The organism is Streptomyces sp. NPDC111802 (assembly GCF_055634335.1).
The window spans coordinates 291,038-311,866 of record NZ_JBVKCZ010000005.1 but is presented as its reverse complement, the minus strand read 5'-3'; the positions used below and the strand labels follow the sequence as shown (position 1 = coordinate 311,866).

At 73.6% G+C, this 20,829-nt stretch carries 18 protein-coding genes; 5 read left to right on the top strand and 13 right to left on the bottom strand.

What is annotated here, in order from left to right; translation table 11 throughout:
* Positions 1–172 precede the first annotated feature (172 nt).
* Both ACZ7NC_RS07705 and ACZ7NC_RS07700 read right to left on the bottom strand, forming a co-directional pair.
* Positions 173–1,849 carry a transglycosylase domain-containing protein gene (locus ACZ7NC_RS07705; RefSeq protein WP_471485815.1) on the bottom strand — a complete coding sequence of 559 codons (1,677 nt, stop codon included), beginning with the start codon at positions 1,847–1,849 and terminating at the stop codon, positions 173–175.
* Entirely contained in the window at positions 1,846–2,898 is a 1,053-nt protein-coding gene (locus tag ACZ7NC_RS07700) for a sigma factor-like helix-turn-helix DNA-binding protein (RefSeq protein WP_471485813.1), read from the bottom strand. The genes ACZ7NC_RS07705 and ACZ7NC_RS07700 overlap by 4 nt, the downstream gene beginning before the upstream one ends.
* Positions 2,899–3,122: 224 nt before the next feature.
* Here ACZ7NC_RS07700 and ACZ7NC_RS07695 point away from each other — a divergent pair, with 224 nt between their 5' ends.
* Positions 3,123–3,638, top strand: a complete 516-nt coding sequence (locus ACZ7NC_RS07695) for a SigE family RNA polymerase sigma factor (protein ID WP_471485812.1) — start codon at positions 3,123–3,125, stop codon at positions 3,636–3,638.
* Positions 3,628–4,338, top strand: coding sequence for a hypothetical protein (locus tag ACZ7NC_RS07690; RefSeq protein WP_471485810.1), 711 nt, complete (start codon positions 3,628–3,630; stop codon positions 4,336–4,338). The genes ACZ7NC_RS07695 and ACZ7NC_RS07690 overlap by 11 nt, the downstream gene beginning before the upstream one ends.
* A 3-nt stretch (positions 4,339–4,341) precedes the next feature.
* Here the strand turns inward: ACZ7NC_RS07690 and ACZ7NC_RS07685 are convergent, their stop codons facing one another.
* The 3 genes from ACZ7NC_RS07685 to ACZ7NC_RS07675 all read right to left on the bottom strand — a co-directional run bounded on the left by ACZ7NC_RS07685 (position 4,342) and on the right by ACZ7NC_RS07675 (position 9,035).
* Positions 4,342–7,395 carry an FAD-binding and (Fe-S)-binding domain-containing protein gene (locus tag ACZ7NC_RS07685; protein WP_471485808.1) on the bottom strand — a complete coding sequence of 1,018 codons (3,054 nt, stop codon included), beginning with the start codon at positions 7,393–7,395 and terminating at the stop codon, positions 4,342–4,344.
* 88 nt (positions 7,396–7,483) lie between these two features.
* Positions 7,484–8,053, bottom strand: a complete 570-nt coding sequence (locus ACZ7NC_RS07680; protein WP_471485806.1) for a cysteine hydrolase family protein — start codon at positions 8,051–8,053, stop codon at positions 7,484–7,486.
* Positions 8,054–8,078: 25 nt separating this feature from the next.
* On the bottom strand, positions 8,079–9,035 hold the full coding sequence (locus ACZ7NC_RS07675; RefSeq protein WP_471485804.1) for an LLM class F420-dependent oxidoreductase: 957 nt from the start codon (positions 9,033–9,035) through the stop codon (positions 8,079–8,081).
* 155 nt (positions 9,036–9,190) lie between these two features.
* Between ACZ7NC_RS07675 and ACZ7NC_RS07670 the strand changes: the two genes are divergently transcribed.
* A complete protein-coding gene (locus tag ACZ7NC_RS07670; protein ID WP_471485802.1) occupies positions 9,191–9,823 on the top strand; it encodes a diguanylate cyclase in 633 nt (210 codons plus the stop codon).
* Positions 9,824–9,850: 27 nt separating this feature from the next.
* On the opposite strand, the gene ACZ7NC_RS07665 is transcribed toward ACZ7NC_RS07670, so the two are convergent.
* From ACZ7NC_RS07665 to ACZ7NC_RS07635, 7 genes are all read right to left on the bottom strand, one after another.
* Positions 9,851–11,350 (bottom strand): aminotransferase class I/II-fold pyridoxal phosphate-dependent enzyme, encoded by a 1,500-nt coding sequence (locus ACZ7NC_RS07665; RefSeq protein ID WP_471485800.1) that lies wholly within the window; start codon positions 11,348–11,350, stop codon positions 9,851–9,853.
* 1,415 nt (positions 11,351–12,765) lie between these two features.
* Positions 12,766–13,794, bottom strand: coding sequence for a Ppx/GppA family phosphatase (locus tag ACZ7NC_RS07660; RefSeq protein WP_471485798.1), 1,029 nt, complete (start codon positions 13,792–13,794; stop codon positions 12,766–12,768).
* Positions 13,791–14,864 (bottom strand): iron-containing redox enzyme family protein, encoded by a 1,074-nt coding sequence (locus ACZ7NC_RS07655; RefSeq protein WP_471485841.1) that lies wholly within the window; start codon positions 14,862–14,864, stop codon positions 13,791–13,793. Before ACZ7NC_RS07655 ends, ACZ7NC_RS07660 begins: the two co-directional genes overlap by 4 nt.
* Before the next feature lie 5 nt (positions 14,865–14,869).
* Positions 14,870–15,097: a CDGSH iron-sulfur domain-containing protein gene (locus ACZ7NC_RS07650; RefSeq protein WP_471485796.1), complete on the bottom strand. Its 228-nt coding sequence runs from the start codon at positions 15,095–15,097 to the stop codon at positions 14,870–14,872.
* Positions 15,081–15,758, bottom strand: coding sequence for a HemK2/MTQ2 family protein methyltransferase (locus ACZ7NC_RS07645; RefSeq protein ID WP_471485794.1), 678 nt, complete (start codon positions 15,756–15,758; stop codon positions 15,081–15,083). The genes ACZ7NC_RS07650 and ACZ7NC_RS07645 overlap by 17 nt, the downstream gene beginning before the upstream one ends.
* A 135-nt stretch (positions 15,759–15,893) precedes the next feature.
* Positions 15,894–16,070, bottom strand: a complete 177-nt coding sequence (locus ACZ7NC_RS07640; protein ID WP_471485792.1) for a hypothetical protein — start codon at positions 16,068–16,070, stop codon at positions 15,894–15,896.
* A gap of 105 nt (positions 16,071–16,175) precedes the next feature.
* Positions 16,176–17,702 carry an FAD-dependent oxidoreductase gene (locus ACZ7NC_RS07635; RefSeq protein WP_471485791.1) on the bottom strand — a complete coding sequence of 509 codons (1,527 nt, stop codon included), beginning with the start codon at positions 17,700–17,702 and terminating at the stop codon, positions 16,176–16,178.
* A gap of 149 nt (positions 17,703–17,851) precedes the next feature.
* Between ACZ7NC_RS07635 and ACZ7NC_RS07630 the strand changes: the two genes are divergently transcribed.
* Positions 17,852–18,325, top strand: a complete 474-nt coding sequence (locus ACZ7NC_RS07630; RefSeq protein WP_471485789.1) for an SRPBCC family protein — start codon at positions 17,852–17,854, stop codon at positions 18,323–18,325.
* A gap of 73 nt (positions 18,326–18,398) precedes the next feature.
* Here the strand turns inward: ACZ7NC_RS07630 and ACZ7NC_RS07625 are convergent, their stop codons facing one another.
* A complete protein-coding gene (locus ACZ7NC_RS07625) occupies positions 18,399–19,598 on the bottom strand; it encodes a cysteine desulfurase-like protein (protein WP_471485787.1) in 1,200 nt (399 codons plus the stop codon).
* A 202-nt stretch (positions 19,599–19,800) separates the two neighbouring features.
* On the opposite strand from ACZ7NC_RS07625, the gene ACZ7NC_RS07620 reads away from it, so the two are divergent.
* The gene (locus tag ACZ7NC_RS07620; RefSeq protein ID WP_471485785.1) at positions 19,801–20,745 is read left to right on the top strand and encodes an RNA polymerase sigma-70 factor; all 945 of its coding nucleotides are present in this window, start codon (positions 19,801–19,803) and stop codon (positions 20,743–20,745) included.
* Positions 20,746–20,829: the final 84 nt, after the last annotated feature.

Here is a 20,829-nt window from a genome sequence, read left to right as displayed (position 1 = left end):
CACCCTCAGGCGGCTCGACCCAAAAGTCCGCACACCGGCCTGACCCTCTACCAGGTCCTCGACGTTCTTCAGGACCTGCTGAGGTGCTGGACCGGCACCTGCACCACCTGCGGACGCCCCCTGCCCAGCCCTCGGAGCAGCCGCAGACAACCCGCAACCTAACGAAGCACTACTAGCCGACGGCCTCCCGGATCCCCGCGGCCACCCCCTCCGCGAACTCGACGGGCGACGGCTCGTTCGGCAGCCGCGCCGGTACCGTCGTGCCCTTCCTGGCGCCCGTCCGGTCGGCGAACAGGGCGACCGTCAGGGTGAGCCGGCTGTCGTAGCCGGTGGTCCACACGGTTCGGCGGGTGGTGCCGCCGCCTGCCCCGCCGGTGGTGAACAGCCCCGTGGCCGCCGGGCCGACGGCATCGACGGGCGCTGGCCCGGCCCCCGCGCGGGTGCCCGCCAGGATCGCCTCCTTCTCGCCCAGCACCCGCTGTACGTCGGGTCGCGCCCGGTAGACGGTGCGGCCCTCGCGGGTGATGCGTGCGACGGTGTACGGCGCCGCGTACGCACCGTCCGCCGCGAGCGTCGCGTACGCCGCCGTCAGGTTCAGCGGGGTCGGCGCCGGGGTCGCGACCAGCCGGCGCAGGGGCTCGCCCGCCCACGCGAGCTTGCCGAACGGGTCCAGCGCCGTCCCCGCCTCCACCGCCCCGCTCACCGCGTCGTTGAACGGCTGGCGCGCGTAGTCCGAGCCCCCGTACAGCAGCCGTACCGCCCCGTCGCCCGGCACCATCCCCACGACGGCGGTGTGCACCCGGACGCCGCCCCTGCCCCCGGGATGGCCCTGGACCAACTGCGTGGCACTGTCCTGGAGCGCCAGGTCGAAGGTGGTCGTCACGTTGTAGCCGCCGCTCGCCAGCTGGTCCTCGGTGATGCCGAGCCGGTCCGCCGCCTCCTTCGCGGCGACGTCGATCAGATACTGCCGCTGCCCCTCGGTCTCGCCCGGCGGATAGAACCGGAACGCCGGGAAGCGCGCCGCCGCCCGCTGCCGCGCCGTGATGCTCCCGCCCGCCGCCATCGCGTCGAGCACCCACTCCCAGCGGTCTTGGAGCTTCGCCGTCACCCTCGGATCGGAGCCCGCCTTCTCGTAGTACGAGGGGATGTTGACGATGGACGCGAGCGCCGCGCCCTGCGCGACCGTCAGATTCCTCGCGTCCACGCCGAAGTAGTTGCGCGCGGCGGACTGGATCCCGGCGGCGCCCCGGCCGAAGTACACGGTGTTGAGATAGCCCTCCAGGATCTCGTCCTTGCCGCGGGTGCGGTCCAGCTTGATCGCGATGAGCGCCTCACGTGCCTTGCGGGACAGCGAACGCTCCGGGCTGAGCAGCGCGTTCTTCACATACTGCTGGGTGATGGTGGAGCCGCCCTGCGGGTCGCCGCCCGTCAGGGTCGCGAGCGTCGCCCGCGCGATGGCCCGCGGTGAGATCCCCTTGTCGGTGCGGAAGGAGCGGTTCTCCGCGGCGATCACCGCCTCCTGCACATGCCGGGGGATCGCGGACAGCGGGACGTCCTGGCGGTCGACCGGGCCGCGCCGGCCCAGATAGGCGCCGTCCGCGTCGAGGAACACGGTGCTCTGGGTGACGGTCTCGGGGTGCGGCTTCGGGATGGTCGTCAGCTGGTACGCCACCACGGCCGCCGCGCACAGCGTCGCGACCAGCGTGACGAAGAGGCAGCCCAGCTGGCGAAGGCGCCGGCCCCGGGTGCGGCGGAACCGGATCCGCAGCGGGGCGCGCTCGCGGTGCCGGGGCGCCGACGCAGTGGCCCCGCTCGACTGCCGTGCCCTGTCGCTCCCGTTGCGGTTCATATCCGCCACCACTCGCGGTCCGACCGGGCGGCGACCTTGCCGGCGGTGTCGTACACCGTGACGATCCGCTCGTCCCCTTCGGTGGACAGGGCCGACTTGATGTCCTTCTCGGGCACGGGTGCGCTCGCGTACCACAGGCCCCAGCCCGGACTGCCCGCCAGGACCAGGACTTTCGCGGTGGCGCTTCCCTCGCCCGTGCGCACCTCGACGCGGCCCGGTTCGCCGTCCAGCCCGCGGAAGACGCCCGACAGGAAGAACCCGCCGTTCACGCTGTCCATCCGCACGTCGACGCCCGGTTCGTCGAGCGGGCGGCGACTGTTGTCCCAGGGGACGACCACGGGCACCGACCAGTGCCCGCCGTCGGAGGTCAGCCACACCCGCACCCCCGGCCCGGCGGTCACCCGCTCGCCCGGCGCCACCACCCGGATCGAGCTGGTCGCCGAACGAGCGCCGCCCCCGGCACTCCCGCCCCGCTCACCGCCGCCCGCGACCCGGTCGGCGGCGAGCAGCGCGGCCGGCGCCAGCAGCGCCGCACCGGCGACGCAGGCCACGGCGACACGGCGTCGCCGCCGCACCCCGCCCCGCGCCAGCACGTCCGCCAGCGGCACCTCGGACGGCACCATGTCCGCCACGGCACGGGCGTACACCTCGCGCAGCCGCCCGGGGTCGGCGCCGGCCGCCCTCAGCCCGTGTCTGAAGCGGGCCCGTACCGCGCCCACCGAGCAGCCCAGCAGCTGTGCGGTCTCCGCGTCGCCGAGCCCCTCCCAGATCCGCAGCACGAGAACGGCCCGCCGCCGCGCGGCCCGCCGTCCACGCAACGGGCGCAGATGGCCGCGCACCAGAGCGCGCCGTACATGGAAGTCCACGTCGTCGCGCGGAACGCGGCGCCACCGGGCGCACATCCGCACCAGCGTTCTGTGCACCAGTTCCTCCGCCGCACCCGGATCGTCGGTGAGCAGCCGCGCGGTCCCGACCAGCCGGGGCCAGCTGGCACGGGCGTACGCGGCGAAGTCATGGCCGGCGGGGAGCACGTCGTGGGTGTCTGGCACGTGGGCGGTCCTTCGACTCGGGAACACGGTCGTGGCCGCACACGCCGGTGGGTTGAGCAGCCGACGAGCCAACTCCGTTGAGGAAGAGGGAGCCTGGAGCCCGGGTGCGTCGTCTTCCCTGTGGGGTTGCGCTTCGCTGGATGCGACCTGTGCGACCTACGGGACCTGTACGCACGGCGGAGGTGGCCGGGTTGCAAGGAGAGGACACGGATTCCGGTGGGGGCATGACCGAGGACGAGTTCGACGCCTTCTACGCGGCCGTGTTCCCCCGGCTGACCGGACAGCTGTACGCCTTCACCGGAGACCACGGCGAGGCCCAGGACGTCGTGCAGGAGGCCTTCGTACGGGCCTGGGACCGGCGGCAGCAGTTCCTGGCGGACAGTGCCCCCGAGGCGTGGATCCGCACGGTGGCCATGCGGCTGGCGGTGAGCCGCTGGCGGCGGGCGAAACGCTGGCTGGAACTGGTACGGCGCACCCCGCCACCCATGTCCACGCCGGGGCCCGACCCCGAGCACACCGCGCTCGTGGCCGCCCTGCGTGAACTGCCCGAGGCCCAGCGGATGGCGATCGTCCTGCACCATCTGTGTGACCTGAGCGTGCAGCAGGTAGCCTCCGAGACCGGTGCGCCCGTGGGCACGGTCAAGGCGAGGCTGGCGCGGGGGCGGGCGGCGCTGGCGAAGCGCCTCGCGGCGGACGAGGCCGACGGGCCGGTACGGGAGGAGAGCGGCCGTGTCCGATGAACTCTCCGCCGCACTACGCGAGTTGGCCGCGAGCCGGGCGACCCAGCCGGTCGTCGACGGGGCCGGGATCCGCGCCCGTGCGATGCGCCGCAGGCGCCGCCGTGCCGCCGCCATCGTCGGCACGGGCGCCGCGGCCCTGGTGCTGCTGGGCCTCGCCCTGACCCCGGCCCTCGACGGGCACCGGGACCGGCAGGACCGGCCCCGGACCCCGGCGGCCGACGGGACGAGGAGCGGCCCGGCCCAGTCCGTGCCGCCGTCCCCGGCCGTCCCCGTGCCCGTCTCCGGCACGCTCCGCCTCCCCGAGCGGACCCTCACGGTCGGCGGCCGGGTGCTGCCGGTCCTCTCGGTCTTCGACCGCCGGACCGGGTTCACGGGCCCGCTGACGGTGGCGGCCAGGCACACCTCGCTGGACCTGGCCGCCGAGGTGCCCTCCAAGGGCCCCGTGAAGGTGAGCGTTCCCTACGTGATCGAACTGCGCGACACACGGGACCAGGTCCTCTACATCGGCACCTACACCAAGCCGATGGCCGTGGGCGAGTACGAAACCGTCGGTGACTGGATCGGCCTCGACGCCGAGGACGCCAAGTGGTTCTACGCCCGCACCCGCCCCGGCGACCGCATCGCGCTGACGACCCTCACGCCGCCGGCCGTCACACCCACGCCCCGCGAGCCGGCCGCCCGGCAGGCGCCGAGCGGGTGACGGTCAGGAGCGGCGCAGCCGGGCCACGGCTCCCAGGGCGGCGGCACCCGTCAGTGCGGCGGCGCCCGCGGTGGTCGCCCAACGGGCCGTGCGGGACGGCGGGTCGGTACGCCGGGCCAGTCGCTCGGGGTGCTCGGAGGGCAGGTTGCCGTCGAGACCGAGGGCCAGCGCCTCGGCGAGGTGCAGCGCGCGGCGGCCGGTGTCGCCCTGCTCGATCTGGGTACGGCAGCTGAAGCCGTCGGCGAGCACCAGGTCTCCGGGCGGCGCGTCCCGGACAGCGGGCAGCACCCCCAACTCACCCACCGCCATGGAGACTTCGTGGTGCCCGCGTTCGAAGCCGAAGTTCCCGGCGAGTCCGCAGCAGCCCTCGTCGAGGACATCGGCGTTCAGCCGGGCGCGGCGCATCAGCTCCCGGTCCGCGTCGAAGCCCAGGACCGCGTGCTGGTGGCAGTGCGTCTGCACGGTCGCCCCACGGGACAGCCGGGGCGGGTCCCAGCCGCCGGGCGCGTGGTGCACGAGCTGCTCGGCGAAGGTGCGGGTCCGCTCCGCCAGCCGCCGGATGTCCTGGTCGTCGGGGAGCAGTTCGGGGCCGTCGGAGCGCAGAACGGCCGTGCAGGAGGGTTCCAGGCCGACGACGGGGGTGCCCGCGTCGAGGTACGGCCGCAGGATCCGCAGCGAGCGGCGCAACACCCGTTTCGCCAGGGCCGGTTGGCCGGTGGAGATCCAGGTCAGTCCGCAGCAGACGGGCTCCTCGGGGACGGCGACGCGGAAGCCGGCGTCCGCGAGGAGCCGTACCGCCGATATCGCCACCGACGGGTGGAAGTGGTTGCCGAAGGTGTCCGGCCACAGCAGCACCGTCGCCGGGTCGGCCGGGTCGGGCGGCTCGGTGCCGAGGGCCCGCCACCACCGTACGAAGGACCGCTCGGCGAAGACCGGGGGCTGCCGGGCCGGATCCACGCCCGCGAGCCGGCGCCCTGCCCGGCCCAGACCGGGGGAGCTCAGGACGCTGTTCGCCAGGCGGGGTGCGCGCTCGGCCAGCTGGGCCCACAGCGGCAGCCAGCCCATCGAGTAGTGCGCGGCGGGGCGCGGCCGGCCGGCGTAGTGGTGGGCGAGGAACTCGGCCTTGTAGGTGGCCATGTCCACGCCCGTCGGACAGTCCGACTTGCAGCCCTTGCAGGCCAGGCACAGGTCGAGGGCGTCACGGACCTCGGTCGAGCGCCAGCCGTCGGTGACCGTCCGGTCGGCATGTCCGTCGAGCATCTCGAACAGCAGCCGGGCACGGCCGCGCGTCGAGTGCTCCTCCTCCCGGGTGGCCCGGTAGGAGGGGCACATCACCCCGCCCTGCTGGGAGCGGCAGTTGCCGATGCCGACGCAGCGCAGCACCGCGCGGGTGAAGGAGTGGTCGTCCTCCGGGTAGCCGAAGTGGGTGTCCGACGGGGCCGGGCGCCAGTCGGGGCCCAGGCGCAACTGCCCGTCGACCGGGTTCGGGTCGACGACCTTGCCGGGGTTCATCAGGTTTCCGGGGTCGAACAGCGACTTGAACTCCCCGAAGGCGGTCACGAGCCGTTCGCCGAACATACGGGTCAGCAGCTCGCCCCTGGCCTGGCCGTCGCCGTGCTCACCGGACAGCGAGCCGCCGTAGGAGGCCACGAGGTCCGCGGCCCGCTCCAGGAAACGGCGGAAGTCCGCCACGCCCGGGGCCGTGGTCAGTCCGAAGGGGATCCGGGTGTGCACACAGCCCTGTCCGAAGTGGCCGTACAGGGACGGGTGGTCGTAGTCGAACTCCGCGAACAGCCGCTTCAGGTCGCGCAGATAGTCGCCCAGCCGCTCGGGCGGTACGGCGGAGTCCTCCCAGCCCTCCCAGGTCTCGCGGTCGTCCGGCGGGCGGGCGGTCACCCCGAGGCCGGCCTCGCGGGCCTTGAGCATCCGCTGCTCGCGTTCCGGGTCGTCGGAGAAGGCCACCGAGGCGTCCTTCTCGCTACGGCCGACGGCCGCGAGCAGCGCCTGCGCCTGCTCGTCGACGTCCTCCCGGCTGTCCCCGCTGAACTGCAGCAGCAGCCAGCTGTCGCCCTCCGGAAGCGCGTCGAGGGAGTCGAGGTAGGCGTGTTCCTCGCGCATCAGCTGCGCCATCCGCCCGTCCAGGGCCTCCAGTTGGCTGGGGGAGCAGTGCTCCAGCAGCCGCGGTACGGCGTCGGCGGCCCGGCAGATGTCGTCGTACCCGAGGACCAGCAGCGACTGGCACGGGGGGACCGGGACCAGTTCGAGCTCGGCGTGCAGGACGGTGACCAGGGTGCCCTCGCTGCCGACGAGGGCGCGGGCGACGTCGAAGCCGTTCTCCGGCAGCAGCGAGTCGAGGTTGTAGCCGGAGACCCGGCGCGGCAGCTTCGGGAAGCCGCGGCGGATGTCCGCCAGGTACTCGGTGACGAGGCGGTCGAGGCCGGCGTAGATCTCCGCCTCGCGCCCTCCGCGGGCGGCGATCCGCGCCCGCTCGTCCGGCGATGTCGGGCCCACCCACATACGCAGCCCGTCGGCGGTGAGGACCTCCAGCCGGCGGACGTTGTCGACCGTCTTGCCGTACGCCTGCGCCGAGCCCCCGCACGAGTTGTTGCCGATCATCCCGCCCAGCGAGCAGTGGCTGTGCGTCGAGGGTTTCGGCCCGAACTTCAGCCGGTGTACGGCGAGTTGCCGGTCGAGCTCGTCGAGGACGATGCCCGGCTCCACCACACAGGTACGGGCGTCGGGATCGACGCGGACCAGGGCGTGGCAGTACTTGCTCCAGTCGATCACCACGCCCGTGTTGGTCGCCTGTCCGGCCAGGCTGGTGCCGCCGCCCCGGGACGTGACGGGGACACCGTGCCGGGCGCACACCTCCACGGCGCGGGCACCGGCGTCGACGGTGCGGGGGACCACGACTCCGAGCGGGGGCTGACGGTAGTTGGAGGCGTCCGTGGCGTAGGCGGCCCTGCTGCCGGGGTCGAACCGGACCTCGGCGTCGGTCTCGGCACGCAGCGCGGGCACCAGACCGGCGGGAGGTGCTCCGAGGGCGCGCTTGCTCATGGTCGGGCCTCCGTGCTCTGCGGGGTCTGCTCCGGTGCGGCGACGGGTACCCGTGTGCGGCGCGCGTAACGGCGGCGGGCGGAGCGCGCTATCGGGGGGCCGGCCCGAAGTCGACCGCCTTCGCCGGCACGATCCGGGCGCCCATGTTGCGGTCCATCATTTCCAGGGCGGCTTCCGCCAAGTGCGGATGGATGGTGGCGACCGCGTCCTGCGGCACGGTGACGCCGAGGTGGCGGATGTGCGCGTCCAGCGCCGAGTACAGCACGCACTGCTCGGTCACCTGACCGCACAGCACCACATGGCGCACGCTCAGCTTCCACAGCAGATAGGACAAGGGCGTCTCGTAGAAGATCGAGTGCCGGGCCTTCACCACGAACAGCGAGTCGGCGTCGGGCTTGATCGGCTCGATCAGCTCGGCGTGCGGACCCGCGAGCGCGGTGTCGACGAGTTCCCCGTGGTGGGAGCGCCAGCTCCCGAAGTTGTCGTTCACGTAGATCACGGGTACGTCCGCGTCCCGCGCCCTGCCGATCAGGTCCACCAGGACGGGCACGACGCGGCGGGCGGACGGTTCGAGCAGGTCGGCGTCCTCGTGGTCGTAGGTGTTGATCATGTCGATCACGATGAGGGCGAGCCCTCTCGTGTCCGCGGACCCGTTCACGGCCTCGCCTGCCCCTCAGCGCCCGTCAGCCGCGCAGGGCCGGCAGGATCTTGGTGCGGTAGAAGTCGAAGAAGCCCTGCTGGTCCTTGCCGATCTGGTTGACGTACACGGTGTCGAACCCGGCGTCCACGAACTCGGACAGGGCCCGCAGATGCGCGTCCGGGTCGTCGCCGCACGGTACGGCGGCCGCCACCTGCTCCTCGGAGACCAGCGTGGACGCCTGCTCGAAGTGGCTCGGGGTGGGCAGGACCTGACCGAGTTCCCCGGGCAGATGCTCGTTCGCCCACAGGCGGTGCGCGGTGCGCTGCGCTGCCTGCCGGTCCGGGCCCCAGCACACCTTGAGCCCGCCGTACACCGGCTTGGCGCCGCCCCCGCCCCGGCGGAAGCGCTCGACCATGGCGGTGTCGGGCGTCATCGTGATCAGCCCGTCGCCGATGCGCGCGGCGACCTCGGCGGCCTGCGGGCCGAAGGCGGAGACGTCGATCGGCACCGGCTCGTCGGGCAGCGTGTAGAGGCGGGCGTTCTCCACCGTGTAGTGCTTGCCGCGGTGGCTGATCCGCTCGCCCGTGAACAGCTGCCGGATGATCTGCAGTGCCTCCTCCAGCATCTCCAGCCGGACCGATGCCTCGGGCCAGTGGGTGCCCAGGATGTGCTCGTTGAGGGCCTCACCGGTGCCGACCCCCAGCCGGAAACGGCCGCCGAGCTGGGCCGCGCTGGTGGCGGCCGCCTGGGCGATCACGGCGGGATGCGTGCGGACGAGGGGGCAGGTCACCGCCGTTTCCACGGGCAGTGAGACGGCCTGGGAGAGGGCGCCGATCACCGTCCACACGAAAGGGCTCTGGCCCTGGTCGTCGTTCCAGGGGTGGTAGTGGTCCGAGATCCACAGGGAGTCGAAGCCGGCCTGCTCGGCCATCCGGGCCTGTTCGACGAGTTCGGCCGGGCTGTGCTCCTCGGACGACAGGAAGTATCCGAAGTCGGGCATCACGTTCTCCCAGGTGAGGCGGTGTTCGCGGTTGCGGTGACGCGGCGCCGGGTACCCGGTGGCCCGACCGGGCTAACGGGATGGGCGGGGGGTGTTCACGGGGGCGGGGCGGGTACTGGGAGGCGGCACGCTCGAGACGTTCACGGGAGGCCCCCATGGCAGTACGCGTTCTGCCCCGCAAGGCTCGGCGCCCCTGGCGGCGGACCGGCGAGCCGCCGGCACCGCCCCACTCGGCGGATGTCGAGGACGCCGCCCGCCGCTTCCTGCTGCTCGGGATTCTGCCGCTGTGGGTGGTGCCCGGGCTCGCGGACTGGTGGATGCACCGGCGGACGCACATCGAGCGCACCAGCGGCACCAAGGAGTCCGCGGTCCACGCGCTGATGATGACCGAGGCCGGGGTGCCGGTCGTCATGGGGCTGCTGGCCCGGGTGAACCCCCTGGTGCTCACCACGATGGGCGCGGCCGCGGTGGCGCACGGCGCGACCGCCCTGTACGACGTGTCGCTGGCCACCGGCGAACGCGAGATCAAGCCGATCGAGCAGCACATCCACAGCTTCCTGGAGGTGCTTCCGCTCACGGCTCTGGCGTTCACCGCCTGTCTGCACCCCGACCAGGTCCGCGCGACACTGCGCGGTGGACCGCACCCGGATGACTGGCGCCTGCGGCCCAAGGAGCGCCCGCTGAAGGGCGCGTATCTCGCGGGGCTCGCCGCGGTGATCGGGCTGGGGGTCGCCGTGCCGTACGCGGAGGAGCTGCGGCGGTGTCTGCGGGGCGGCGGCGGGCGGTAGGGCTTCGGGGGGCGGCGCGGCGCGCGCTCAGCCGTCCGCGTCTTCCCCGCCTTCCCCCTCTTCCGCGACCACCCGTACGGTGTCGAGGTCGCGGTCGGCCGCGTCCGGCAGGAACATACCGGCCTCGACCCCGGTGGCCAGGTACTTCAGCACCGGCTCGGTCAGGCGCTCACCGGGCAGTACGACGGGGATGCCGGGCGGGTAGGGAGTGATCATCTCGGCGGCGATCCGGCCGGCGGCCTCGGTGGTGGGGACCTTCTCGTACCTCGCGAAATAGGCGTCCCGGGGCAGCAGGACCTGGTCCGTCCGCAGTTCGGCGGGGGACGGGACGGCGACTTGAGGGGCGTCCCGCAGTTCCGCCGCATGGTCGGCCAGCTCGCGCAGGGCCGTGAGCAGCCGTGCCGTGGTCTGCTCGTCGTCGGCGTGGGTCAGCTGAGTGCTGATGCGCCGGTGGTCGAACAGGTGGGCGTCGATGTGGTGGTGGGTCCGCAGCCGGTCGGCCGCCCGGTAGCCGCTGGTGCCGAGTTCGGCGAGGTCGATGACGACCGGGAGCGGGTCGAAGTCGGCGGCGAGGCCGGGACCGCAGAAGTCATTGGCGTCGTTGACGTGGAAACCGTCGATCTCCTCGATGGCCGTGCGGGTGCGTGCGGCCAGCTCCAGGGCCCCGCCGAGGAGTTCGTGGCCGTGCTGGACCATCTGCCGACGCCAGGCGTCTATGCCGGCGTAGATCAGGACGTTCGGGCTGGTCGTGCCGAGGAGGTCGGCCCGGGAGGCCAGTTCGGCGGGGTCGATGAGGTCGCCCTGGAGGTGGAAGACCGAGCCCTGCTCCAGGCCGCTGCCCATCTTGTGGATGCTGGTGACGCAGATGTCGGCGCCCGCGTCCATGGCCCACGCCGGCAGGTCGTCGTGGAACGGCAGATGGGCTCCCCACGCCTCGTCCACGATGAGCGGCCTGCCGCGTCGATGGCAGACCTCGGCGATGCCGGCGAGATCGGCCGCCGAGCCGTATGGCGTGGGGCTGGTGACCAAAGCCCCGTCGGCGTCCGGATGCTCGGCGAACGCCCGGTCGTAGGCGGCCGCGGAAGGCGCATGGGCGAGGTGCCGCGTGGCGTCCCACTGGGGCTCCACCCACACCGGGTCGACGCCGGACAGGATGAGTCCGGCGACCACCGACTTGTGCGCGTCGCGCCCGACGAGAAGCTGGTGGCCGGGGCACGTCACCGCCAGCATGGCGGCCTTCACCGACAGAGAACTGCCGCAGGTCGAGAAGAACGTGTGCTCCGCGTGCACGGCATCGGCCATCAACTGCTCGGCCCGGACCAGCACCTGGCCACGGGTGAGCCGGTCGTCCAGACCGCCGTTGGCCAGGACGTCGCCGAAGAAGACGGCATCGCCCAGCACCGCGCGGGCACGCGGATCCGCACCGCGGGCCCGCTTGTGGCCGGGAGGCGTGAACCCCAGCTCGTCGACGTCCTGATACCGGATGAGGGCCTCCAGAACCGGAGCCTCAGCGTGGTTTGCACCCATGGGGGCCGGGTTCCCCGGGGCGTGGCCGGCATGCGGAGGGGTTACTGGCCCGGGCGGTGGGTGGGTGTTGCCGGTGGGTTGCCGGTCCGCCGGTCCGCCGGTCTGCCGGTCCGCCGGTCTGCCGGTCCGCCGGTCTGCCGGTCCGCCGGTCCGCCGGTACGCCGGTCCGCTGGGTCGTCGGGCGGCCTGGCCTGCGGAGGTGCCACCGCCTGGTCGGCGTGCGGGTTGCCGCCGGACCCCCGGGACCGCTGGACCCTCGGACCGCCGGTCGGCTGGGTCGTCGGGCGGCCTGGCCTGCGGAGGTGCCACCGCCTGGTCGGCGTGCGGGTTGCCGCCGGACCCCCGGGACCGCTGGACCCTCGGACCGCCGGTCGGCTGGGTCGTCGGGCGGCCTGGCCTGCGGAGGTGCCACCGCCGGCGTGCGGCTGTTGCCGCTGAGCCGCCGGACCCCGGACCGCCGGACTCCTGGACCGTCGGCCCCCGGCCCCCGGCCCCGGACCCCGGCCCCCGGCCCCGTGCCCCGGACTCTGGACTCTGGACCGCCGGTCTGCTGGGTCGCCGGGTGGCCTGGCCTGCGGGCCTTGCCGCTGGCCCCCGGGCCCCCGGCCTCGGACTCCGGGCCCCCGGGCCCCTGGACCGTCGGTCCGCTGGGTCGCCGGGTGGCCTGGCCGGCGAAGATGCCACCGCCGGGTCGGCATGCGGATTGCCGCCGGTCCGTCGGTCCGCTGGGTCGTCGGGCGGCCTGGCCTGCGGAGGTGTACCGCCGGGTCGGCGTGCGGGTGTTGCCGCTGGGCCGCCCGGACCCCGGACCGCCGGACTCCTGGACCGTCGGCCCCCGGCCCCGGCCCCCGGACTCCTGGACCCCGGGCCCTGCACCCTGGCCCCCGGGCCCCCGGCCCCGGCCCCCGGACTCCTGGACTCCTGGACTCCTGGACTCCGGACCCTGCACCCTGGACCCTGGCCCTCGGCCCCCTGGCCCTCGGCCCCCTGGCCCTCGGCCCCCTGGCCCTCGGCCCCCTGGCCCTCGGCCCCCTGGCCCTCGGCCCCCTGGCCCCCGGCCCCCCCCGGACCCCCGGACCGCCGGTCTGCTGGGCCGCCGGGTGGCCTGGCCTGCGGAGGTGTCACCGCCCGGTCGGCGTGCGGGTGTTGCCGCTGGGCCGCCGGACCCCCGAACCCCCGGCCCCCCGGACCCTGGACCCCGGCCGCCCGGCCGCCCGGCCGCCCGGCCCCCCGGACTCCTGGACCGCCCAGCCCCCTGGACCGCCCAGCCCCCTGGACCGCCGGGCCCCCTGGACCGCCGGCCCCCCAGTACCGCCGGCCCCCTGGACCCCCGGACCCCGGACCGCCAGGCGGCCCAACCCCCAGACGTGTCGCCGCCCGGTCGCCCAGCCGAGTCCGTGCTCGTCGGTTTTGCTTCAGGACACCGGTGAGGGCGGGGCCACGCGTAGGGATCGTGGGGTCGGCGGGGCTCCGGCGCGGCTTTGGCTCAGTGCGTCGTGGCGTTCCAGGTCGGCCCACCAGTCGGAGCCCTCCTCCAGGTAGCGCAGGAGGATGCCCTCGCGCAGGGCCCAGGGGCAGATCATGAGGGTCTTCAGGCCGCTGAGCTTCATCGCGGAGTGGCCGATGATCGCCCCCGCCAGGGACTGCCGGGCGCGCGGCGCGGAGATGCCGGGCAGCCCGGCCCGCTCGGCGACGGACAGTCCGACCAGCCGGTCGACCGAGCGGCGCAGGTCGCGTCGGCTCAGCACCCGCTCGATGAACGGGCCGTGCCGGCCCGGAGCGGCGCCGCAGAGCCGTGCCAGCTGCTGGAAGGTCCGTGAGGTGGCGACGGCGGTGTGCGGATGCTCCCAGCGGATGCGCGCGGAGACGTCCCGCAACTCGTGCCGCACCTTGCGGCGCAGGGCGAGTACCTCGGACGTCATGGGCGGGTCGGTGGTGCGGAAGAACTCGTTGGTGAGCCGGTTGGCGCCCAGCGGCAGGGAGGCCGCGAACTCCGGTGTACGGCCCCGGCCGAAGGCCACTTCGAGGGAGCCCCCGCCGATGTCGAAGAGCGCAAGCGGCCCCGAGCGCCAGCCCATCCAGCGCCGGGCGCCCAGGAACGTCAGACGGGCCTCCGCCTCGCCCGGCAGTACCCGCAGCCGCAGCCCGGTCCGGCTGTGCACCGTATCCAGGACGTCCGCCCGGTCGGGCGCGTCGCGCACCACGGCCGTCGCGAACGCCAGCGGCTCCGGCGCGTCCCACTGCCGCGCCATGTCGACGGCCGCGTTCAGCGCCTTGACCAGATGCTCGGTGGCCTCCTCGCCGAGGCAGCCGTCACCGTCGACCTGTTCGGACAGCCGTAACTTCCACTTCGCGGTGTGCACCGGAAGCGGCACCCCGTCCCCCACGTCGCACACAGCCAGCCGGACTGTGTTGGACCCCGCATCCAGCACGCTTATTCTCACGGCCCGGGGGGTACCCCGTCAGGGCTGTTTGATGCCTCGTCAACAAAACGGGCAGGCCGGGACGGACGAAGAGCCGTGCCGCCCTCGCGCCACGCGCCGAGCAGTACGGCCGCCAGCCGGTCCTCCAGATGGAGGGTCGCGCGGATCCCGAACACCACGTCGGCCTCCAGCCGCGGTTCGCTCTCCAGCAGCCCGCCGACGACGTCATGCCGTACGACCTGCTCATGCACGGCGTCCGCCGCCACGTGCTCGGCGTAGAACCGTACGGCCGCCGGGCCCGCGCCCACCCGGGCCATGGCCTCGGCGAGGCGGCGCGAGGCCGGGGACGAGGTGACCTCGACGGCGGCGAAGTGCCCGACGAGTGCCGCGCGCCGGGCTCGGTGCAGTCCGAGCAGGGACATCAGATTGACCGTGGCCAGCGCCTCGGCGGGCGCCGCGTCGACATAGGCTCCGTACGCCGTGTCCAGCCCGAGGTCCGCCATCAGGTCGGCGAACAGCTGGGCGTGGATCTCGTCGGCGCGGCCGCCTCCGAACTCGTCGAACTCGACGGCGACCATGGCCGCCTTGGCCCGCCCGTGCAGCCGGGGGATGACCCAGGCGTGCGGGTCCGCCTCCTTGAGGTGGTACAGCGAGCGCAGGGCCGCGTATTCGCGCAGATGTTCGAGATTGCCTTCGTCGCGGAGGAAGTGCGAGACGCTGTCCGGGGCGTCCACCGGTTCGACCTGGAGCCCGTCCAGGGCCCGCGAAGCCGTGTCGGTGCCGTCGACCGGCACGTCCCGGCGCAGCGCGCCCAGGAAACGGTCCTCGAGCGCACCGCGGTACGCCAGCAGCGCGCCGTCCCACTCAAGGTCTTCGGGCACGTCCTGGAAGCCCTGGTAGTGCAGCTCGTAGAGGACGTAGAGAGCCAGTTGCAGGTCGTCGCCGTAGGGGGAAGCGAGCTCCGGGGTCGGAAGGCCCCCGGCGTCCGGTCGGTCCGAGCCCCGCAGCAGCGCGGTCACGGCGGAAGAGAGCGCACCGCGCGGCGCGGGCAACGGCGGTGGCCGGTGCCGTGACTGGAGTCGGGCGCTCACCTGGTTCACGCGGCCCCGCCTTCGCCGGTGCGCGCGCCGCGGCGGCGGTGGCTGGTGTCGCACCAGGGGAAGATCCGGCTGCGGCGGCAGGTGCAGATCGCCACGGCGAACCGGTTCGAGGTCGTCACCTCGCCGTCCTCGCCCACCACGTCGACCGGCCCCTCGACCAGCAGCGGTCCGTCGCGCTGCACGCGCACGCGGACCCGGCGGGGGCGTTCAGGTGTGTTCGGCACGGATCACCACCAGCTCCTCTGTCGTACCGTCGCCGGTCAGCCCCTGCCCGCTCAGCCAGGCCAGCCGTGACCGCAGGACCCGGCCGAAGGGCAGCCGGATCCGGTCGACGACCTCCGCGCGCAGACCGACGTCCGCCAGGCGGCTCAGCGTGGCGCCGACGCCGCACAGATGCGAGTGGACGAGCAGCAGCGTCCCGGTCGGCCGCAGCAGGGCGGGCGCGGTGTCGCAGAGGCGGTCGATCAGCAGGCGTCCGTCCTGTCCGGCGTCCCAGGCCCTGGCGCGCCCCCTGGGCGGTGTGGGGCCGGGGGCGGGCACATAGGGCGGGTTGGAGAGCACCAGGTCGAAGCGGCGGCCCGGCACCGCCCCCGCCAGGTCGCCGTGGCGCACGCGCAGGGTCTGGCCGTTCAGCCGGGCGTTGCACCAGGTGGCGGCCAGCGCCCGCCAGGAGATGTCGACGGCGGTGACCCGGCCGCCCAGGCGTGCCGCCTCCACGGCGAGAATGCCGCTTCCGGTGCCGAGGTCGAGTACGTCCGTGCGTGCCGTCACCCCCTCGCGGCGCATCGCCCGCCCGAGGAGCCGGCTGTCGGTCTGCGGGGGGTAGACACCGCGGGGGACCCAGCAGCGCAGCGGAGGGGCGGCGGCGAGGGCGTCGGCGGTCATGACTTCTTCCTCGGTGGTCTCGTCAGCCGGGGGCCTGCGACGGCGTCACGGACAGGGCCGGGCCTTGATGACGAGAGCCTTCACCGTCGCTCCGAGGTCGGTGGCGTACGTCGGTCCTCGTCGCGGGACGGCAGCTCAGTCCTCGCCCCGGACGATGTTCGACTCGGCGTTCGCGCGGGCCGCGCGCTGCGAGCTCGTGTCCTCCACGGCGGCGACGCACGTCCGTATCACCTTGCCGCGGCGATGACGGGACTTCGTCCAGCCGGTCTCGGGCACATGCAGGACTTCCTTCTTGAGGGTGCGCGCGGTCACGGCACTTCAACTTCTCTCTGGTCTCACTGTGAAAGGAGCCTCAACCGGCTCTCGATGACGTCCGACCGGGTTCCCTCGGGCCATGGCCGGAAAACGTCGGACCCGTCACAGGTCGCGCTTCTTCAGTGGCCGTACGGCGGGGCCCTGGAGGATACGGCCGTCCGGTGCGAAGCGGGAGCCGTGGCAGGGGCACTCCCATGCCTGTTCGGCACGGTTGAAGGCGACGAGGCAGCCGAGGTGGGTGCAGCGGGCGGACACCGCCCGGAGTTGACCGTTCTCGTCGCGGTGCACGGCGTACTGCCCCGTGCCCATCCGCACCACGGCGCCGTCGCCGGGCGCGATGTCCTCCGGCGCGGGCCCGGTCAGCGGCACTATCCGGTCACCGACGAAGTGCCGGGCCACCTGGGCCTGGTGTTTCAGGAACGCGCCGCCCTCGCGCATCACGGAGACCAGCCGGCGGGGATCGTACAGGCCGCTCCACTCGACCTCGTGGCCGGTCATGAGGTCGCCGAGCAGCCGGCCCGCCATGATGCCGCTGCTGAGACCCCAGCCGCCGAACCCGGTCGCCACATAGGTGTGGCGGCTTCCGGGGTGCAGTGGTCCGATGAGCGGGACGGAGTCGGTGGAGTCGTTGTCCTGGGTGGCCCACCGGTGGGTGAGCGTGACCTCGGGGAAGCGGCTCTCGGCCCAGCCGGACAGCCGGGCGAACCGTTTCTCCACGTCGGCGGCGCCGGGGGTGAAGTGCTCCCCGGTGACGATCAGCAGGCGCTCGCCGTCGCCGAGCGGTGCCGTGCGCACGGAGCGGGTGCCCTGCTCGGGGGTGATGTACATGTCACGCAGGGCCCGCTCCGCGTCGATGGCCCCGGCCACCACCAGCTCCCGGCGCGGCGACAGCCGGGTGAACAGCAGGGCCCGGTCGAAGACGGGGTAGTGCGTGGCGATCACGACTTCGCGGGCCCGCACCGACACCCCCGCGTCGGTCTTCAGCACACAGGGTTCGCCCTCGCTGAGCCCGACGACCCGGGTGTCCTCGTACACCGAGCCGCCGCCCCGGAGCAGGTCGTCGGCGAGTGCCAGCAGGTACTTGCGGGGATGGAACTGGGCCTCGCCGCTCACCCGGACCGCTCCGGCGACCGGGAAGGGCAGCTCCGTCTCCGTGACGAACTCGGCCGGCAGGCCCGCCTCACGTGCCGCCTCCGCCTCCGCCCGCAGCTCCCCGACGCGCCCCGGGTCCTCGGCGTAGGTGAAGGCCGCCGCCTCCTCCCACTCGCAGTCGATGCCCAGCTCCGCCACGGTCTCGGCGGCGTGCCGGATCGCGGCGGACTGCGAGCGGGCGTACAGCCGTGCGCCCTCGGGGCCGCGGGTGCGGCGCAGGCGGTCGTAGACCAGGGTGTGCAGGGCGGTGAGCTTGGCCGTGGTGTGCCCGGTGACGCCGGCCGCGAGGCGCCCCGCCTCCAGGACGGCCACCTCGCGTCCCCGCCGGGTCAGTTCCCAGGCCGTACTGAGCCCCGCGATGCCGCCGCCGACCACGGCGACGTCGACGGTGAGGTCGCCGGCGGGTGGGGGAGCGGGGGCGCCGGGCGGCGCGGTCTCGAGCCAGTGGGAACCGTGGAATTCTCTCTCGGCGTTCATGGCCGCCGAGTTCCCCTCCGCGGGCCTGACACGCGGACCGGGGCGCCGACGATCTTTTACGCCGGATTTCCCGGGTACCCGGCGCCTCGTACACGCGCAGGGCCGGCCACCGTGGCCGACCCCCATGACGAGCGGACCAGGAGGGATCGATGAGCACGGTCAAGGAAACGGTCGACGTGGAGGTCCCGCTCCGCAGGGCGTACGACCAGTGGACGCAGTTCGAGGACTTCCCGAACTTCATGGAGGGCGTCGACGAGGTCAAGCAGCTCGACGACCGGCACAACCACTGGACCACCAGCATCGGCGGGGTGCGGCGCGAGTTCGACACGGAGATCGTCGACCAGCTGGCGGACGACCGGATCACCTGGCGGTCCGTCGGCGGTGACACCCGGCAGCGCGGTTCGGTCCGGTTCGAGCGGCTGGACGACACGCACACCCGGGTCGAGCTCACGATCGACGTCGAGCCGACCGGCGCCGCCGAGAAGGGCGCGGACGCGCTCGGCCTGATCGACCGCCGGGTCAAGGGGGACATGCGCCGCTTCAAGGACTACGTCGAGGGCGGCGGTACCGGCGGCGGCTGGCGCGGCCGCATCCGCCCGCAGGACCCCGGCACGAGCCTCTGACGGAAGCGGACATCACGGCCGGCCCCGCGCTTTCGCGGGGCCGGCCGTGATTGTCCGGCCCGGGGCGGCTCGTTCAGAGGAAGGCGGCGAGGGCGTCGAGGCAGCGGTCCACGTCGTCGGTGGTGTTGTAGGGGGCCAGGCCCACGCGCAACGCGGGGTTCTCGATCTTCAGCGCGGTGAAGGGCTCGTGGGCGTAGAACGACCCCGCCGGTGCCACCACGCCGCGCGCGGCCAGGTGGGCCTGGGCTTCGCGTGCGTCGTGGCCTTCGAGGGTCATCAGGAGCGTCGGGGTGCGGTCGGCGGCCTTCGAGTGCAGGGTGACCGCGTCGTCCAACGCCCGCAGGCCGTCCTGGAGCCGGGTCCGCAGCGACCGCTCGTGCGTGTGCAGGGCGCCCAGCGAGTGGGCCAGCCGTTCCCTGCGCGTGGTTCCCGTGCCCGGGTCGGTCGCGGCGAGGAAGTCGACGGCCGCGGTGGCGCCCGCGAGGATCTCGTACGGCAGGGTGCCGTACTCGAAACGCTCGGGGACGGTGTCGGGGGAGGGCAGGAGTTTGTCCGGGCGCAGGGTGCCGAGCAGTTCGGGCGCCGCCGCGAGCACCCCGCAGTGCGGTCCGAGGAACTTGTACGGCGAGCAGACGAACAGGTCCGCCCCGAGCGCGGGCACGTCCACCAGTTGGTGTGCGGCGTAGTGGACGCCGTCCACATACACGAGGGCGCCGACGCCATGGGCCCGGTCGGCGATCAGGCGCAGGGGCGGCTTGGTGCCCAGCACGTTGGAGGCCGCCGTGACCGCGACCAGCCGGGTCCGGGATGTCAGGGCCCGCTCGTAGGAGCCGAGATCCAGCTCCGTGGTCTCCGGGTCGATCTCGATCCAGCGGACCGCCACCCCGGCCCGCTCGGCCGCCTGCAGCCAGGGGCGGACGTTGGCGTCGTGGTCCAGCCGGCTGACGACGATCTCGTCGCCGGCGCGCCAGGTCTTGGCGAGGTGGCGCGAGAAGTCGTACGTCAGCTGGGTGGCGCTGCGTCCGTGGACGACGCCGTTCGCGGGCACGTTCAGCAGATCGGCGTACGCGGCGCGGAAGTCCGTGACGGCGCGCTCGGCGTTGAGCTCGGACGGGCTGACCTCGCCCCGGTTGGACAGGGGGCCGGTGAGCGTCGCGGCGATGGCGTCGGCGACCTGGCGGGGGGTCTGCGTTCCGCCCGGTCCGTCGAAGAAGGCGAGGCCGCTCTCCAGGGAGGGGAAGTGGGCCCGCAGGGCGGTGACGTCGATGGCCATGCTCTCGGCTTTCTGTCGGACGGGGTGCTGGGCGTGGGGTTCCTGGCGTCGGGCGTTCCCGGTGTCGGGGTGCCCCTACCCCGGCGGCGGCCCTGCGCCACGTGAAGCGATGATCCCCAGAGGGCTCCTCAGAGGGCTCCCAAGATGGCTCCCGAGACGGCTCCCGATTACGGCTCCCGAAGGGAAAGCTAGGATCCGGCCCATGGCCCTGACCCTGAACGACGTGGACCGGTTCGAGGCGGCAAGGCCCCGTCTGGGGGCCATCGCCTACCGCCTACTGGGCTCCGCGAGCGAGGCCGAGGACGCCGTACAGGAGACCTTCCTGCGCTGGCAGGCCGCCGACGTCGACCGCGTCGAGGTCCCCGAGGCCTGGCTGACGAAGGTGCTCACCAACCTGTGCCTCAACCAGCTCACCTCGGCCCGCGCGCGCCGCGAGACCTACGTGGGCCAGTGGCTCCCCGAGCCGCTGCTCGCGGGGGACCCGCTGCTCGGCCCGGCCGAGACCGCCGAGCAGCGCGAATCGGTCTCGTACGCGGTCCTCGCCGTACTGGAGCGCCTCTCCCCGGGCGAGCGGGCGGTGTACGTGCTGCGGGAGGCCTTCGGCTATCCGCACCGGGAGATCGCCGAGATCCTCGACCTCACCGAGGCCGCCAGCCAGCAGATCTTCCACCGCGCCAAGAAGCATGTCGCGGCCGGCAAGGCCCGCACCGAGGTCGACGAGGCCGCTGCCCGGCGGATCGTCGAGGAGTTCCTCGAGGCCGCCACCAGCGGCCGTACCGAGCCGCTGGTACGGCTGCTCACCCAGGACGCCGTCTCGATCGGCGACGGCGGCGGCAAGGTCCCGGCCCGCGCCAAGGCGTTCGAAGGCGCCCTCGCGGTCGCGAAGTTCCTGCGCGGCCTGTTCAAGCCGAGCCAGGCCAAGCGCTCCCTGGTCGGTGGCTCGCCGGAGGTCTACGCCACTGTCGCCAACGGCGACCCCGCCGTCGTGGCGGTCGTCGCCGGCCGGGTCGTCGGCGTCATGTGCCTGGAGGTGACCGCCGAGGGCATCGCCGGGTTCCGCAACCAGGTCAACCCCGACAAGCTCGAACGCGCGACGGAGCGCTGGGCGGCCTCGGACCACGGGGAGCCGCTGCTCATCGCCTTCTGATCAGCATGTGACCTGCTTCACACCGTACTTCTGTCAGTAATCGGCGGGCCGCCCGGTTCAAGGGGCGAACCCGCTGAAGACAGG